The sequence below is a fragment of the Nocardia sp. CC213A genome (assembly GCF_030766805.1).
GTDB lineage: Bacteria > Actinomycetota > Actinomycetes > Mycobacteriales > Mycobacteriaceae > Nocardia > Nocardia otitidiscaviarum.
Map to the genome: position 1 here is coordinate 117,131 of NZ_JASFXA010000007.1, position 16,552 is coordinate 133,682.

General features: G+C 67.5%; 17 protein-coding genes. All 17 read right to left on the reverse strand.

All coding sequences use genetic code 11. From position 1 onward, the window contains the following. Positions 1-187: 187 nt before the first annotated feature. The 17 genes from QJS31_RS14855 to secE all read right to left on the reverse strand — a co-directional run bounded on the left by QJS31_RS14855 (position 188) and on the right by secE (position 16,547). Entirely contained in the window at positions 188-1,198 is a 1,011-nt protein-coding gene (locus QJS31_RS14855) for a hypothetical protein (RefSeq protein ID WP_306356964.1), read from the reverse strand. 12 nt (positions 1,199-1,210) lie between these two features. Further along, positions 1,211-1,981, reverse strand: a complete 771-nt coding sequence (locus QJS31_RS14860; RefSeq protein ID WP_306356965.1) for a hypothetical protein — start codon at positions 1,979-1,981, stop codon at positions 1,211-1,213. Positions 1,982-2,009: 28 nt separating this feature from the next. Next, entirely contained in the window at positions 2,010-3,272 is a 1,263-nt protein-coding gene (locus QJS31_RS14865; protein ID WP_282776098.1) for an MCE family protein, read from the reverse strand. Further along, positions 3,269-4,600 (reverse strand): MCE family protein, encoded by a 1,332-nt coding sequence (locus QJS31_RS14870; protein ID WP_306356966.1) that lies wholly within the window; start codon positions 4,598-4,600, stop codon positions 3,269-3,271. Before QJS31_RS14870 ends, QJS31_RS14865 begins: the two co-directional genes overlap by 4 nt. After that, positions 4,597-5,853: an MCE family protein gene (locus tag QJS31_RS14875; RefSeq protein WP_282776094.1), complete on the reverse strand. Its 1,257-nt coding sequence runs from the start codon at positions 5,851-5,853 to the stop codon at positions 4,597-4,599. The genes QJS31_RS14870 and QJS31_RS14875 overlap by 4 nt, the downstream gene beginning before the upstream one ends. 2 nt (positions 5,854-5,855) lie before the next feature. Next, complete coding sequence (locus QJS31_RS14880; RefSeq protein WP_306356967.1) at positions 5,856-6,863, reverse strand: MCE family protein; 1,008 nt, start codon at positions 6,861-6,863, stop codon at positions 5,856-5,858. Further along, complete coding sequence (locus QJS31_RS14885) at positions 6,863-7,942, reverse strand: MCE family protein (protein ID WP_306356968.1); 1,080 nt, start codon at positions 7,940-7,942, stop codon at positions 6,863-6,865. The genes QJS31_RS14880 and QJS31_RS14885 overlap by 1 nt, the downstream gene beginning before the upstream one ends. Further along, entirely contained in the window at positions 7,939-9,291 is a 1,353-nt protein-coding gene (locus tag QJS31_RS14890; RefSeq protein ID WP_282776088.1) for an MCE family protein, read from the reverse strand. The genes QJS31_RS14885 and QJS31_RS14890 overlap by 4 nt, the downstream gene beginning before the upstream one ends. A 10-nt stretch (positions 9,292-9,301) precedes the next feature. Then, complete coding sequence (locus QJS31_RS14895) at positions 9,302-10,168, reverse strand: ABC transporter permease (protein WP_029925925.1); 867 nt, start codon at positions 10,166-10,168, stop codon at positions 9,302-9,304. Positions 10,169-10,171: 3 nt separating this feature from the next. Continuing rightward, positions 10,172-10,966 carry an ABC transporter permease gene (locus tag QJS31_RS14900; protein WP_282776084.1) on the reverse strand — a complete coding sequence of 265 codons (795 nt, stop codon included), beginning with the start codon at positions 10,964-10,966 and terminating at the stop codon, positions 10,172-10,174. A 10-nt stretch (positions 10,967-10,976) separates the two neighbouring features. Beyond that, positions 10,977-12,029, reverse strand: a complete 1,053-nt coding sequence (locus tag QJS31_RS14905) for an ABC transporter ATP-binding protein (RefSeq protein WP_282776083.1) — start codon at positions 12,027-12,029, stop codon at positions 10,977-10,979. Between the two features lie 267 nt (positions 12,030-12,296). Next, complete coding sequence (rplL, locus tag QJS31_RS14910) at positions 12,297-12,683, reverse strand: 50S ribosomal protein L7/L12 (RefSeq protein ID WP_029925930.1); 387 nt, start codon at positions 12,681-12,683, stop codon at positions 12,297-12,299. Between the two features lie 71 nt (positions 12,684-12,754). Continuing rightward, complete coding sequence (rplJ, locus tag QJS31_RS14915; protein WP_029925932.1) at positions 12,755-13,285, reverse strand: 50S ribosomal protein L10; 531 nt, start codon at positions 13,283-13,285, stop codon at positions 12,755-12,757. Between the two features lie 493 nt (positions 13,286-13,778). After that, positions 13,779-14,492, reverse strand: coding sequence for a 50S ribosomal protein L1 (gene rplA, locus QJS31_RS14920; RefSeq protein WP_029925934.1), 714 nt, complete (start codon positions 14,490-14,492; stop codon positions 13,779-13,781). Between the two features lie 144 nt (positions 14,493-14,636). Next, complete coding sequence (rplK, locus tag QJS31_RS14925; protein WP_029925936.1) at positions 14,637-15,071, reverse strand: 50S ribosomal protein L11; 435 nt, start codon at positions 15,069-15,071, stop codon at positions 14,637-14,639. Between the two features lie 172 nt (positions 15,072-15,243). After that, positions 15,244-16,029, reverse strand: a complete 786-nt coding sequence (gene nusG, locus QJS31_RS14930) for a transcription termination/antitermination protein NusG (protein WP_282776154.1) — start codon at positions 16,027-16,029, stop codon at positions 15,244-15,246. Positions 16,030-16,160: 131 nt separating this feature from the next. Further along, positions 16,161-16,547: a preprotein translocase subunit SecE gene (gene secE, locus QJS31_RS14935; protein ID WP_282776079.1), complete on the reverse strand. Its 387-nt coding sequence runs from the start codon at positions 16,545-16,547 to the stop codon at positions 16,161-16,163. Positions 16,548-16,552: the final 5 nt, after the last annotated feature.

Here is a 16,552-nt window from a genome sequence, read left to right on the forward strand (position 1 = left end):
GGCTGCGATTGCCGGGTCACCGTTCGGGGCGAACCCCTGTGACAGCTGCCGCTGTTGTGAATAGCGTGACGGCTCGGACGAAACTCGTCAAGTGCGGCCGGTCCGACGCGTGGCGCGAGATCGTTTGGCGCGCTGGCAGATCACCGAAAAACCGGCCCCCACCAGGGGTGTGAATTTCCTTGACGGATCAGTTGTCGGCGATCTCGGCGGCCAGCCAGCGGCCGTCCACCTTCTGCATGCGCAGCACCACCGGACCGGACGCGAGCGGTTCCGGGGTGCCGTCCCGGACCGCGGAGACATTCAGGTTGACCAGCAGTTCGGCGCGCTCGGGCGTGAGCAAAGTCACACCGATCGGATCGGTGGTCACCTCGGTGTCGGTCGCCGCCTGCTTGATGGTGCTGACCGTGGTGTCGATGTACTTCTCCAGATCCGCGCGCATCCGCTCGGTCAGCACCGCGCCGACGGAGTCCTTCCACTGGTCGATCTCGGCGGCCCGGTAGCCGTAGAGCGTGGACAGGGCGTGATCGGCGGCGGCCTTCACCTCATCGGTGGCCTGGTTGTCGACATAGGCGAGATTGTCGTCGTCGACGCCGGGACGCAAGGCCGCCACGACGGCGAAGACGCCGAGCAGGACCGCGGCGATCCCGCAGCCGATCGCGAGCCGCCAGGAACCGCCGGGGACGGGCGAGTGCCCGTCGACACCGGACGCGACATCGACACCGCGGGACGCGGCACCCGCACCGTGGGACGCGGACCGCCCCCGCGCGGATGTCGCGGTGACGCGCGGCTTGGTCGAACCGGCCTTCGCGAGCCCGGTCTTCGCTAGCCCGGTCTTCGCGCGCCCGGTCGTGGCGGCACCGCTCTCCCCGGCCCCGCTCGTCGTGCCCACGTCCTTCGCGGCCCCAGCTTTCGCGGCCCCGGCCCTCGCAGTCCCAGCTTTCGCGGCCCCAGCTTTCGTAGTCTCAGCTTTCGCGGCCCCAGCTGTCGCGGCCCCGGTCCCGGCCTGCGTGGCCCCGTTCTTCGGGTCTGTGCCCGTGTTCGCGGTGGAGGCTCGCGGGTGGTCGGCATCCGCCGACGTCCGCCGTGCCGATCCGGCCTGCCCCTCGCGGCCGAGGGCGCGGCGGGAGGACGAGTCCTGTGGCGTGCCGGAGGTGCGGCGCTTGGGGGTGACGCGGTTGACGGGTCGCTTGTCGGCCATGGTCGCTGCCTCCTATCGGCCCGGCTCTTGCGGCTGCTGATCGTTCGACTGCTGCTCCGCGGCCACCGGCTGCTCGCCGGGCTGCGGCTGCTCGCCGGGCTGGGACTGCTCGCCGGGCTGCGGCTGCTCGCCGGACTCGGGCTGGCCACCGGACTCAGGCTGGCCACCGGACTCAGGCTGGCCACCGGACTCGGGCTGCTCGGCGGGTGCGGGCTCGGTGGGCAGCGCGCCCGCGTCGAGCGATACCGGCTCGCCCAGGTTCCGCGCCTGCTCGGCCTTCCAGGTGTCGCCTTCCTTCACCATGTCCAGATTCCACAGTTGGCGGAAGGTGGCGGGTTGGCCGCCGGGCCAGGCGCGGGTGATGCGCAGCACGACGAAGGCGGTGGCGCGGTCGTTCTCGCTGGCGAGCGAGGTGACGGTGGCGCCCTCCACCTCCGACCGCATACGCGTCTGCGCCTCGGCGACCTGGGCTTTCAGCGAATCGAGGTCCTTGGTCTGCTCCTCCCGGAGCGCACCGGTGGTGGAGGACAGCATGGTCCGCAGCGATCCGTCGACGTCGTCGGGGTCGAAGGTCATGAGGTTGACCGCGGCCTGCCGGGCGTCGTTCAAGGCGGTGTCGCGAGCGTCGGCGCGGCCGTTGTCCTGCACGAGCCCGCCCACGATCCAGGCGTAGCCGAACCACACCGCCGCCACCGCCGCCACCGCGAGCAGGGCGACGGCGGCCACCGTGACACCCGTGCGCACGGAGCGGTCGACGGATTCGCTGTCGTGTTGCTGACTCACGCCGTCACCATACTTTCCGCCGGATTCCTCACCGTTTCGGCGTCACGCCGAGCAGCGTGGCCAGTTGGGTGGCGACCGGATTGAGATTCAGCTTGTCCGGATCGACCTTGGGGTTGTCGTCCCACGGCTGGGGAACGCTCGGATCGGCGAACTCGGCCCGTTCACCACCGCGCACGGCCGTCGGATTACCTTGCGGCACCAGGCATTTGGCCTCGGTATTGAACGGGAAGTCGTCGCGGCTGTCGTCGAAATCCGGGTTCTGCGCCCGCATCTCGTCCAGAATCCGCTGGGTGCCCTCGTAGCCGACGGTGCAGGCGGGCGGATTGTTGGTCTCCAGCACCAGGCCGAAGTGGGTGGTGCCGTCGCCGGGAGCGGTCGCGGACGCGCCGATGGACAGCAGCGGCAGCATCTGCAGCACCGGGCCGAGCGCGTAGAACTTCGGCGAGATGGTGAGCAGCAGGGTGCGCAGGTTCGCCAGGTCGCGAGTGAGCGCGTCACCGCTCTCCCGCAGCAGCTGCGAGATCTGGCTGCCCGCGTCGGTGCCGGTGCCGATCAGCCGCCGCACATCCGGATCGCTGGAGCGCAGCTGCGCCGAGAGCCGGTCCAGGCCGTCGCTGAACTGCCGGATGGCCGGGGACTGTTCGGCCTGGGTGGTCAGCACCGTCTGCGCGTCCCGGATGAGCCGCAGGGTCTGCGGCAGCGCGTCCACGCCGGTCTCGGTGAACCGGGCCAGCGAATCCACCAGCACCTGGAGTTCGTCGCCCTTGCCGTCGAACGCCTTGCCGAGTTCGGTGATGGTGGTGGACAGCGCCACCAGGTCGGTGCTGCTGGCGAAGTGATTCACGCTGGCGAGCAGATCCTCGACCGGGATCGGGGTCCGCGCGCCGTCGATGACGGAGCCGTCCCGCAGGTACGGCGCACCCGCGGTGCTGGGCACCAGGTCCACGTACTGCTCACCGATGGCGGAACGGTTGGCCACCACGGCTTTCGCGCTCCGCGGCACCTTGGGCGCGCCGGAGTCCAGCTCGAGCGTGATCAGCACGCCGTCGGGGATGATCTCCTGCTTGCCGACCCGGCCCACCGGAACGCCCCGGTAGGTGACCTCCGCGCCCGGGGACAGATTGCCCGTGGTCGCCTGCTTGTCGTCGGTGTCGACGATCCGCACCTGCACCCGGTACAGGCCGAAGCCCAGCATATTGTCCAGGCGCACGTATTTCGCGCCAACGAACACCACGCCGAGCACGGCGATCAGCCCGAAGGCGATCAGCTGGTAGCGCACCAGTTTGCTCATCGCGGACCACCCACTCCCAGCTGGTCGAGCAGTGAACCGAGCGGATCGGTCGGAATGGGCAGTCCGGCTGGGAGCTGCGGGCGCACCACGGTGGGCGGCAGCGGCAGCAGCGAGACCGTCGGCCAGCCCGGACGCGGACCGTTGCCGTTGTAGTACGGATTGGATCCGTCCACCGGCACCGGCCGTCCGTTCGGCGGGATGTACACCGGGTCCTGTTTGCCCACACCGAGATTCGACAGCAGCGTGCCGATCTGCAGGTCCACCGACAGCCAGGTGTTGACCTGTCCGCCGAAGGCGGACTTGATGGCCTCGTCCGGGAACGGGTAGGTCGGTATGAGCGGGAACGCGGTGACCAGGTCGTCGGCGCCGCTACCCAGCGCCTGCAGGGTGGGGCGCAGCGAGTTGAGGTCGCGGATCAGGTCGTCCTTGGAGTTGTCCAGGACATCGAATCCGGCCTGGCCGACCCGGTCCAGCTGGCCGAGCAGCTGGATCAGCTGCGGCCGCTGCTCCTCCAGAATCCGGATGCCCGTGGGCAATTCGTCGAGCACCTGCGAGATCTGGGTGGTCTGCCCGCTCAGGCGACTGCTCAGGGTGTCGAGCCCGTCCAGTGCGCGGGTGATGTCGTCGACCTGCTGGTTCAGCCCGTCGATCAGGGTGTTCGCCTGCTCCAGCAGATCGCGCACCGTGCTCTCGCGACCCTCGAGCGCCTTGTTCAACTCCACCACGATGGGCTGCAACTGCGCCACGCCGCCGCCGTTGAGCAGCAGGGACAGCGCGCCGAGCACCTGCTCCACCTCGGTCGCGGTGCGGGTGTTCGCCACCGGGATGACCGCGTTGTCGGCCAGCTTGGCCGCGGCGGGATCGTGGGTGGGCACCGACAGTTCGATGAACTTCTCGCCCAGCAGATTCGTCTGCCGCACCTCGGCGCGGGCGTTGGCGGGCAGGTCCACCGAATTTCGCACCACGGCCTTGACGCTGGCGGTCCAGCCGTCCGGCGCGAGTTCGATCGTGTCGACGCGGCCCACCGCCACCCCGTCCACCTTGACCGTGGACTGCGGCACCAGATCCAGCACATCGGCGAAGCGGATGTCGAGGTGCAGCGGATCGTCGCCGACGCTCGGCCCGCCGGGCAGCGGAATGCTGTACGCGCCGTCACCGCATCCGGCCAGCAGCGTCACCGCACTCAGTGCGGTCGCAACGGCGGCAACGCGGCGGCCGAACGCACCGCCGCGAAGGCGGCCGAACGCACCGCCACGAAGGCGGCCGAACGCACCGCCGCGGCGGCGGGTTCCGGCCGCCAGCGCGCGCGGACGACGGGGAGCGCTCATCGCTGTCCACCTCCTTGCGACGGCGGGGCCTGGTCCGACGGATTGCCGGGCACGGTGCCCGGCACCGGGGCACGCTGCTGGTTCTCGCCGCTGAGGATGCCGAACGGCAGGATCAGCGACGGTGTGGTCACGCCCGCGGTGATCTGCGCGGCAATCGTCTCGCAGTGATCGAGGATGGGCCGCATCTGCCGGGTGATGGCGTCGAACTTCGGGTCGCCCGGGCGCAGCTTGCCCAGATCCAGCATCTTGCAGATGACCCCGAAGGGGTCTTGCAGATCGGTGAAGTTCGGGCGCATGTCGAGGGTGCCGGTCTCACCGTTGTGCACATTGATCAGATTGCTCAGCGCGGTCGGGATGAGTGGCAGCGCCGCGGCCAGATCCTCGCGTTGGTCGGCGAGGGTCTGGGTGAGCTGGGTCAGCGCGTCGGCATTGGCCTGCACCAGTTCCCGGTTGTCGTCGATGAACCGGGCCACGTCGCCGAGCGCGACGGACAGCAGGTTCAGCGCGTCACCGAGGGTGCTGCGTTCGTCGGCGAGGAAGCCCGCCAGATCGGCCAGCTGCGCGTTGAACTGCCGCACCTGGGCGTCGTTGCGCGCCAGCGCCGTCACGAACACCTGCAGGTTCTTCACCGTGTCGAAGATGTCGGATCGCGAATCACCCAGCACCGCGGCGGCTTTGGACAGCTGCTCGAAGCTGTTGGCCAGCGCCTCGCCGTTTCCGGCCAGATTGGCGGAGGTGGTGCGCACCAACTCGTTGAGCGCACCGTCGGCGTTCGCGCCATCGGGTCCGAGCGCGTCGGAGAGTTCGGTGATGCTCCGGTAGAGCCGGTCCACCTCGACCGGGGTGGCGGTGCGCTCCTTCGGAATGGTCGCCTCGCGCCCCATCTTCGGCCCGCCCCGGTACACCGGCGTGAGCTGGATGTAGCGGTCCGACACCACCGAGGGCGTGATCTGCGCGGCCTTGGCGTCGGCCGGGATGTCGTATTCGCGATCGACGCTCATGACGATCTTCACCTGATCGCCCATGGGCTCGATGGAGTCGACGCGACCCACCGGCACGCCGAGGATGCGCACATCGGAGCCCTCGTAGATGCCGATGGACTTGTCGAAGTAGGCGGTGATCCGGGTGGTGGTGAACCTGTCGAAACCCCACCACGCCACGGCGGCGATGAGCACCGCGCCCGCTACGGCGGCGGCGAGAATCGCCCTGCCGCGCGAGGATTCCCGCAGGCCGGTCAGCACGTCGCGAGCCATGCCTAGCCTCCCATCTTCCGGATCGGCTCGCGGTAGCCGGGCACTTCCGGCAGCGCGGGCGGAATCAGGTTGGTGATCACCGCGTCGAACCAGCGGCCGGTGCCGAGCACATTGGCGTAGAGGCCGTAGAAGGGCGCGGCCAGTGTCAGCGTCTTGGAGATGTCGGCCTGGTGGGCATTGAGGATGTCGATGGTCTTGCGGAGATTGGTGAGCGCGGGCCCGATCTGTTCCTCGTTGTCGTGCACCAGCGCGCTCAGTTCCGCGCCGATGGTATTCGCGCCCGTGAGCAGCTGCCGGATCGCCTGCTGCCGGATATTGAGTTCGGCCAGCAGCTGTCCGCCGTTCGCGAGCAGCCGTTCGAATTCGGCATTGCGGTCGGCGAGCACCTGACTGGTCTGCTTGGTGGCGGCGAACAGGGTGCGCAGCTTCTCGTCCCGCTTGGCGATGGACTCCGAGAGCCGGGCGACGCCGTCGATGGAGCCGCGGATCTCCGGCGGGGTCGCCGAGAACGCCTCCGACAGCACCCGCATGCTCTGGGCCAGCTGCGCGGTGTCGGTCTGCTCGATGTCCTCGGCGGCGTCGCTGAAGGCGTCCACCACGTCGTAGGGGGATACGGTGCGCGACAGCGGGATTCGCGCGGAGGGGTCGGCCGCGCCGGAGCCCTTGGGGTCCAGGGCCAGATACTTCTGGCCCAGCAGCGTCTTGATCTGGATGGAGGCGGTGGTCTCGTTGCCGATCCAGGCGTCCTGGGTGCGGAAGTCCACCAGCACCCGGTCGCCGTCGAGCCGCACATCCTGGACGGAGCCGACCTTGACGCCCGCGATGCGGACCTCGTTGCCCTGCTTCAGCCCGGCGGCCTCGGAGAACTCCGCGGTGTACTTGGTGCCCGCGCCGATGATGGGCAGCCGGTCCAGGCTGAACGCGGTCATGGTCACCAGCAGCACCATGGCCAGGCCGATCCCGCCCATGAAGGCCGGGCTGCGCGCGCCGAGTACGGTCCGGTCGTCCATCAGCGGCCTCCCTTTCCGTGGCAGCGCGGCGCCGGGTTGGTGTAGATCGGCTGGTTGATGGTGGGCATGTCGGCGGGCAGGTTCAGCTGCGGCGCGTCCGGCACACCCGGCCCGGCGACGATGTCGATGCCGCACAGGTAGAACTGGAACCAGGAGCCGTAACTCGCGGCCCTGCCGAGCTTCTCCATCTTGATGGGCAGATTCGTCAGTCCCTCGTCGACCTCGGGCTGCCGGGCATTGAGGGTGCCGGTGAGCTGGTTGAGGCCGGCAATCGCGCCCTGCAGATTGGGTCGGGTCGGCACCAGCAGGTCCGCGGTGGCGGCGGCCAGCTCACCCAGGGAGCTGACCGCCCGGCCGATGGTGCCGCGTTCGGCGTTCAGTCCGGAGATCAGCGCCTCGGTGTTGACGATCAACTGATCCAGCTGCCCGTCCCGCGAATTGACGGCGTCCAGCACGGCGTTCAGGTTCTCCACCACCGCGCCGATCACCGCGTCCTTGTCGGCGATCTTGTTGGTGAGGCTGGCGGTGCTGGCCACCAGATCCCGGATGGTGCCGGATTCGCCCTGGAAGACCTGGATGATCTCGTAGGACAGTTTGTTCACGTCATCCGGTGTCAGGGTCTGGAACAGCGGCCGGAAGCCGTTGAACAGCTCGGTGAGGTTGAGTGCGGGCGTGGTGCGCTCCAGCGGGATGGTGGCGCCCTCGTTGATCTTGCGCCCCTGCTCCCCCGCGCCCTGCTCCAGCGCGATATAGCGCTGCCCCACCAGATTCCGGTACTTGATGGTGGCCGTGGTGGAGGCGGGTAGCCAGTCGCGGTCGTTGAGTTCGAACCGCACCTCGGCCAGCCGCCGCTCCACGATGGACACCCCGGTCACCTTGCCGACCCGCACGCCGGCGATGCGCACCTCGTCGCCCGGATTGAGCGAGGTGACATCGGTGAAGCGAGCCTTGAACTCGGTGCCGCCGCCGGTGTAGTTGGCGATGGTCAGGCCCAGCACGCCGGTGGCCAGCACGGTCACCACCACGAAGGCGATGAGCTTGGCCAGGGTGGGGCCGAGGCCGCGCAGCTTGTCGGTCATCGCACGCTCACCTCACTGCCGCGCAGGGCCGGGGCCGCGATCCGGGTCACCCAGCTCGGCACCTCGTCCGGCGAGACGCCGTGTGCCGCACCGTAGATCGCGCCGAGGGTCTGCTGTTCGGCGGGCGATCCGACGGAGCTGGGAGCGAATGGTCCGTACACGCGGTACTGGGGTTCGGGCATGAGTCCGATGCTCTGGTCGCCGGGGTTGCGGCTGGGCGGCTGGTAGGAGCCGTCGTTGCCGGAGCCGTTGGTGTACTGGCCCGGGTCCACGCCGAGCGGATACTCCGGGATGCACATGGCCCCACGGGGATCGAACCAGCGCGGCTCGTCCTGGTTGGGCAGGTAGCGGCCGCGCGGATTGACGATCTCCACGGACACGCGCGAGCCCGGCAGATCGGTGCCCTTGCCGAAGATGTCGTCGATGCGCGGCTTCATCTGCGCGAAGTTCGCCAGCGCGCAGGAGTAGCCGGGCGAGTACTTCGCCAGCGCCTCCAGTGCGGGCCGGGCGTCGGCGGCCACGTCGATGATGTTGTCGCGGTTGGCGATCAGGAAGTCGGCGGTGGTCGCGGCACTCGGGGTGAGCGTGGCCAGCAGGGTGTCGATCTGCGAACGCTGCTGCACGATGGTGGCATTGGTGGTGCGCAGATTGTCCAGCGCGGAGACCAGCTGCGGGGCGGCGTCGGCGTAGGTGTCGGCGACGGTGGCGAACTGGCGCAGATCCTCTTGCAGCGTCGGCAGTTCCACATTCACCTCGGTGAAGATGCGATGCAGGCGGTCGATGGTGTTGCCGAGTTCCTCGCCCCGGCCCTGCAACGCCTGCGAGAGCGCGCCCAGCGTGGAGGCCAGGTACTGCGGCGGCACCGCCTGCAACAGCGGCAGCAGATTGTCCAACAGCTGACTCACCTCGACGGCATTGCCGGAGGTGTCCTGCCGCAGGGTGACATCCTCGGTCAGCGTGCCGGTCGGGTTCTCCGGCCACACCAGGTCCACGTACTTCTCGCCGAAGAGGGTTTTCGGCAGCAGCCGGGCGGTGACATTGGCCGGGATCTGTTCGGCCCGATCCGGATCGATGGCCAGGTGCAGGGTGACCTCGCCGTCGCTGAAATCGCTGGAGCGCACCTCGCCCACCGTGATGCCGCGAACCTTCACATCCGCGTTGCGGGTCAACGCGTTTCCGACCGTGTCGGTGATGAGGTCGACCCGCACGGTCTCCACGAACGCCTTGTTGTAGACGGCGATCGTGGTGCTGAGGAACAGCGCCATCACCACGAAGAACAGCACCCCGAGGGTCCGGGTGCGCAATGTCTCCGTGGACCGCCACAGTTGCACGCGCCTCGGATTGCTCATGCTGTCTCACTCATCCGGCCACCCGCACCGTCGTGGTCGTGCCCCAAATCGCCAGGGACAGGAAGAAATCGAGAATGTTCACCAGCACGATCGCAGCGCGCACCGCGCGGCCCACGGCCACGCCGACACCCGCCGGACCGCCGGTGGCGTTGAAGCCGTAATAGCAGTGCACCAGGATGATGACGAAGGCGAATACCAATACCTTGAGGAACGAATAGAGCACGTCCTCGGGTGGTAGGAACAAACTGAAATAGTGGTCGTAGGAGCCGCTGCTCTGCCCGTTGAAATAGATGCTGATCGACCGCGACGCCAGATAGGTGCCCAGCAGGCCGACGATATAGAGCGGAATGACGGCCAGGAAGCCCGCGATCACCCGGGTGGTCACCAGGAACGGCACGCCCGGCACCGCCATCACCTCGAGCGCGTCGATCTCCTCGGAGATGCGCATGGCGCCCAATTGCGCGGTGAATCCACAGCCCACCGTCGCCGAGAGGGCCAGCGCCGCGACCAGCGGCGCGAGTTCACGGGTGTTGATGTAACCGGTCAGGAAGCCGGTGAGCACGCCGGAACCGAGGGCGTCGAGCGCCTTGAAGCCCTGTAGACCCACCACCACGCCGACCGACGCCGACATGAACACGATGACGCCGATGGTGCCACCGATCACCGCCAGCGCGCCCGATCCGAAGGTCACCTCGGCCAGCAGCCGCATGACCTCCTTGCGGTAGTGCACGGCCGTGCGCGGAATCCAGGCGATGGCACGGGTGTAGAACGACATCTGATCGCCCGCGCGGTCGATGACGTTCACCGGCGACTTGAGCACGCCGACCACCCGGCGCGCCGACCGACCGAGGGGTGTGGTGCGCTGCGCGACGACCATGGATCACGCGCCCTTGGCGGGGACGACCTGAAGATAGATCAGGGTGAGGATCAGGTTCAGGAAGAAGAGGACCAGGAATGTGATCACCACGGATTGATTCACCGCGTCACCTACTCCTTTCGGACCCCCTTTCGGATGCAACCCCTTGTACGAGGCGATGACCGCCGCGACCAATCCGAAGATGGCCGCTTTGATCTCGCCGATCCACAGATCCGGCAGCTGCGCCAGCGCGGAGAACGACGCCAGATACGCGCCCGGCGTACCACCCTGCAACCCCACGTTGAAGAAATAGCCGCCCGCGATGCCGACCACCGAGACCAGGCCGTTGAGCAGCAGCGCCACCAGCATCATGCCCAGCACCCGCGGCACCACCAGGCGCTGCACCGGATCGATGCCGAGCACCTCCATGGCGTCGATCTCCTCGCGGATGGTGCGCGAGCCGAGATCGGCGGCCACGGCCGATCCGGCGGCGCCGGCGATGATCAGCGCGGTCACCACCGGAGCCGCTTGCTGGACGGTTGCGAGCACACTGGTCGCGCCGGTGAACGACTCCGCGCCGAGCTGCTTGATGAGCGAGCCGGTCTGCAGGGCGACCACCGCGCCGAACGGGATTGCCACCAGGGCGGCCGGGAGGATCGAGACGCTCGCGATGAACCACGACTGCTCGACGAACTCCCGCCACTGGAACGGCCGGCGAAAGGTCTTGCGCGCCACGTCGAGCAGCAGCGCGAAAATGTTGCCAGCTTGGGCAAGTCCCGACTCGACCGGTGTGCGCAGCCGTGTCAGGGATCGATTCACGGGCCGTATGTTACCCGTTAGTCAGGTCGTGTCCAGCCGTAGTGTCGTAGGCGCCCTGGTAGGCGGGAATGACCTGCGTGTCGCCGTTTTCGTCGAGGGACTCCTGAATGGCGACCTGGGCGGCGTGCGGCAGCGTGTGCATGATCTGGCGCACCCGCTCGCGACGGCGGTGCACTGCCTGACGCACCGGCATACCCGGGGTCGCCCGCATCTGCGGAATGATGCCCTCGACCTCTTCGGCGCCGCCGGCGTGGTGACCGGAATCGAACATGGCCTGCTCGCGCGCCATCTGGGCCTCGTCCTTCTCCTCGGACATGCCGATGGGACCCTGCATGCGGCCGTTGAGGAACTGCTTGACCACCGGTTCCTCCGAGGTGAGCAGCACCTCGCGGGGGCCGAACATGACCAGTTGCCGACGGAACAGCATGCCGATGTTGTCGGGCACCGAACGGGCCAGGTTGATGTTGTGGGTCACGATCAGGATCGTGGCGTCGATCTGCGAGTTGATATCGATCAGCAGCTGCGACAGATAGGTGGTGCGGACCGGGTCCAGACCGGAGTCGGGCTCGTCGACGAGGATGATCTGCGGATCCAGCACCAGCGCGCGGGCCAACCCGGCGCGCTTACGCATACCGCCGGAGATCTCACCCGGGAGCTTGCCCTCCGCGCCGAGCAGACCGGTCAGCTCCAGCTTCTCCATGACGATCTTCTTGATGTCCGACTCGGACTTCTTGGTGTGCTCCCGCAGCGGGAAGGCCACATTGTCGAAGAGGTTCATCGAGCCGAACAGCGCGCCGTCCTGGAACAGCACGCCGAAGAGCTTGCGGATCTCGTAGAGTTCCTTGTTGGAGCAGGTGGTGATGTCGGTGCCGTCGATGTAGATGGACCCGCGCTCCGGGCGCAGCAGACCGATCAGTGACTTCAGGAAGACGGATTTACCGGTACCGGACGGGCCGAGCAGAGCGCTGACTTCCCCCGGCGGCAGGGTCAGGGTGACATCCTGCCAAATACGCTGCGAACCGAACGACTTGGTGATGCCTTCGGTCCTGACCTCGACGCCCACGCCAACCTCCACAATTCTCCGACGAGCGCACTACTGCGGCAGACCACGGGTTACTTCGCGCGGTGTGGCGCATCACAGTAGGTCCGGTCACTGTATCGCATGTGACCCGTCCCGGACACCGGGACCTGACTCACGAGTAGAAACAACTGTTCGTCATCGTCGATCACGGCACGATCACAATGGTGAGCCGACATCGGATACCGGTATCGGAAATACGAAAAGGGCGGCCCCGTGACGGGACCGCCCTTCGCGGCGTGTGCCGTGAAATTACTTCACGGAAACCTTGGCGCCGGCCTCTTCCAGCTTGGCCTTGGCGGCATCGGCGGCGTCCTTGGCGACCTTCTCCAGGATCGGCTTCGGGGCACCCTCGACCAGGTCCTTGGCTTCCTTCAGGCCCAGGCCGGAGACGATCTCGCGGACCACCTTGATGACCTGGATCTTCTTGTCGCCGGCACCCTCGAGGATGACGTCGAACTCGTCCTGCTCCTCGGCGGCCTCGGCGCCACCGGCGGCCGGGGCACCGCCGACAGCGGCGACGGCGACCGGAGCGGCCGCGGTGACCTCGAACTTCTCCTCGAACGCCTTCAGGAACTCCGAGAGCTCCAGCAGGGTCATGTTGCCGATTTCCTCGAGCAGCTGCTCAACGTTGGCCATTGTGCTTCCTTTCGGTGGTGATCATCGCCGCGCGGCGGCGACGACATGCTTGTGGTGGTGAGGTGCAGCCGTCAGGCCGCTTCGCCCTCGTTGCGCTTCTTCTCTTCCAGCGCAGCGACCAGGCGGGCGGTCTTCGAGGCCGGGGCGGCGAACAGCCCGGCGGCCTTGTAGAGGTTGCCCTTCATGGCGCCGGCCAGCTTGGCCAGCAGGACCTCGCGGGACTCCAGGTCGGCGATCTTCTCGACCTCGGACACGGACAGCGCGGCGCCGTCCATGTAGCCGCCCTTGATGACCAGCTGCTTGTTGTCCTTGGCGAACTGCTTCAGGGCCTTCGCGGCGTCGACCGGCTCACCGGAAATGAAGGTGATCGCGGTCGGACCGACGAACAAGTCATCCAGGCCAGTGACGCCCGCCTCGGCGGCGGCCAGCTTGACCAGGGTGTTCTTGGCGACGGAGTAGGTAGCGTTCGCACCCAGCGCACGACGCAGCTCGGTGATCTTGCCGACCGACAAGCCACGGTACTCCGTGACAACGGCGGCCGTGGATCCCTTGAACTGCTCCGCGATCTCCGCGACCGCGGTGACCTTCTCGGGCTTGGCCATACTTCGCCTCCTCTCTGGATGGTCGGTTCTCGATGAACTACCGACGTCCGGTGGGAGGCCCGGAGACAAAGCAAACGCCCCGGACGCAGAGTGGTCCCGGGGCGTACAAGAAACATATGGCGAGGTGATTCGCGATGTTTCCCAACCTCGGCTCTCCCTGCGTGGGCCGCCGGCAATATCGCCGGACCTTCGACTGCCTGACGGCAGCGACCAACGGTCTTCGGTAGAACGATTGGGGTGGACATCGAACGCGTCGATGACCGTGGATCAGAATAGCCGAAGGGCCACCCATCCGCCAAAACGAGGGTCGGTGACCCTCGCCTCGAGCGCAGCGGCCCACACGGCGGGCCGTCCGCGCCCTCGCACGGGGATCTGGGGGGCGAGGTCCCACAGCTACCCCCCGTGCGCGAACCCGACGGGTGCGCAAAGCAAAGAGCCGGTGCGGAATTCCGCACCGGCTCTTCGTTTTCGCGTTGCTACGCGACCGGGAGGATTACGCGTCCTCGTCGGTCAGGTTGCGGGTGCGGTTCGGGTCCACCGGGATGCCCGGTCCGGTGTTGGTCGAAATCGTCACCTTCTTGACGTAGCGGCCCTTCGCGGTGGAGGGCTTCACGCGCAGGATCTCCTCGAGGGCGGCGCCGTAGTTCTCGACCAGCTTGGTGTCGTCGAAGGACGCCTTGCCGATCACGAAGTGCAGGTTGGCCTGCTTGTCGACGCGGAAGTTGATCTTACCGCCCTTGATGTCGTTGACGGCCTTGGTCACGTCGGGGGTGACGGTGCCGGTCTTCGGGTTCGGCATCAGGCCGCGGGGGCCCAGCACGCGCGCGATCCGGCCGACCTTGGCCATCTGATCCGGGGTGGCGATGGCGGCGTCGAAATCCAGCCAGCCGCCCTGGATGCGCTCGATCAGGTCCTCGGCGCCGACGGCGTCCGCACCGGCGGCCTCGGCCTCGGCGGCCTTGTCGCCGACCGCGAACACGATGACGCGGGCGGTCTTACCGGTGCCGTGCGGCAGGTTGACGGTGCCGCGGACCATCTGGTCGGCCTTGCGGGGGTCGACGCCCAGACGGACGGCGACCTCGACGGTCGCGTCGGTCTTCTTGGTGGCGGTCTCCTTCGCCAAGCGGGTGGCCGCCAGCGGGGAGTACAGCTGCGAGCGGTCGACCTTGGCGGCCGCCTCGAGGTAAGCCTTGCTTCGTTTTGCCATGATTGTCTGTCCTTGTCTCAGTCAGAAGTGGTGCGGGACTGGCCGTCCCTCCCACGGGAGCCTGTATCCAACTGCGGCATTCGCGGGGTCCTACGTGGTTACGCAGGCTGCCGCCTCCGGACCCTGAGCGCATGCCGCGAAGGCTCACTCCGCGATGGTGATACCCATCGAGCGGGCGGTGCCAGCGATGATCTTCGCCGCGGCGTCGATGTCGTTGGCGTTCAGGTCTTCCTGCTTGGTCTTGGCGATCTCACGGATCTGGTCCATGGTGACCTGGGCGACCTTGTTGCGGTGCGGCTCGGCCGAACCCTTCTGCACACCGGCGGCCTTGAGCAGCAGCTTGGCGGCGGGCGGGGTCTTCAGCTTGAAGTCGAACGAGCGGTCTTCGTAGACCGTGATCTCGACCGGGATGACGTTGCCGCGCTGCGACTCGGTCGCGGCGTTGTACGCCTTGCAGAACTCCATGATGTTGACGCCGTGCTGACCCAGCGCCGGACCGACCGGCGGAGCCGGGTTGGCCTGGCCGGCCTGGATCTGGAGCTTGATGAGCCCAGCGACCTTCTTCTTCTTCGGGGGCATCTTTCTTCCTTGGGTAGGTTCCTTACGGATTCCCGTAAGCCTTATCCGGGACATGCGCCCATTCGCGCTCCGAATGTCAAGTCGAAACGCAGGCGCAACCCGGCAAGTCTACGCGGACGCGAAAAAGGCGGTGATACCGGCCCGTCGGCCGGATATCACCGCCCGATCGCGCTTAAATCTTGGCGACCTGGGTGAAGGCCAGTTCGACCGGAGTCTCGCGGCCGAAGATCGAGACCAGCACCTTCAGCTTCTGCTGCTCGGCATTGACCTCGGAGATGCTGGCCGGCAGCGTCGCGAACGGACCGTCCATGACGGTGACCGACTCGCCGACCTCGAAATCGACCTCGATGACCGGCTTGGCGGGCGCGGCCTCGCCACCGGCGGCGGGGGTCGCGGCGGCAGCGGCGGCAGCCGGGGCGGCCTTCTTCTGCTGCGCGGCCGGAACCAGGAACTTCACCACGTCGTTGATCGACAGCGGGGACGGCCGCGAGGTCGCGCCCACGAATCCGGTGACGCCGGGGGTATTGCGCACCGCACCCCACGACTCGTCGTTCAGATCCATGCGGACCAGGATGTAGCCCGGCAGCACCTTGCGATTGACGTTCTTCTTCTGGCCGTTCTTGATCTCGGTGACCTCTTCGGTCGGAACCTCGACCTGGAAGATGTAGTCCTCGAGACCGAGGTTCTGAACGCGGGTCTCGAGATTGGCCTTCACCTTGTTCTCGTATCCCGCGTAGGAGTGCACGACATACCAGTCGCCGGGGGCGCGACGCAGCGCGGCCTTCATCTCCGCGACCGGGTCGGCGGGCTCGGCGTCAACGGGCTCGGCGGCTACGGGCGCGGCGGGCTCAGCTTCCGCGGTCGGCGCAGCGGCCGCGGATTCCTCGACGCTCTCGGTGGCCTCCACCGTGTCGTCGACCGGGAATTCGTCGGTTGTGCCGTTCTCCGGGGTGCTCACTGGGCACTCGCTTTCCTGTGTCGTCACGTACATCCTGTGCGCGCCGGGTGTCTTACCCGGCGGATGGCTCCGCCCTCTCGGACATTCGGCCGAACCACCTGTCCGCGACGGTACCCGGCGTCGGCGGTCAGCTAACCGAACAGCCAGTCGACACCCTTCACGAACGCCACATCCAATCCGGCGATGAACGCGACCATGAAGACCACGAACACCAGGACCACGCTCGTATAGGTGATCATCTGCTTGCGGTTCGGCCAGATGACCTTGCGCAGTTCCGAGATGACCTCTTTGAGGAACTTCACCAGGCGCTTGAACGGATTGCCCGAACGACCCGTGTCGGCCTTCGCCTTCTTGGACGGCCGGTCGATGGTCGCGACCGGACCCGTCGAGGTCTTCGTCAGCGACGGCGTCGAGGCCGCGGTACGTGTCCGCCGGGCGGAACGCTTGCCGCTCGGACGAGCCACCGCGGTGTCCTCGCCATCCTCGGCAGCGCCGTGGCGATCATCCCGCTCGCTCACGTCGA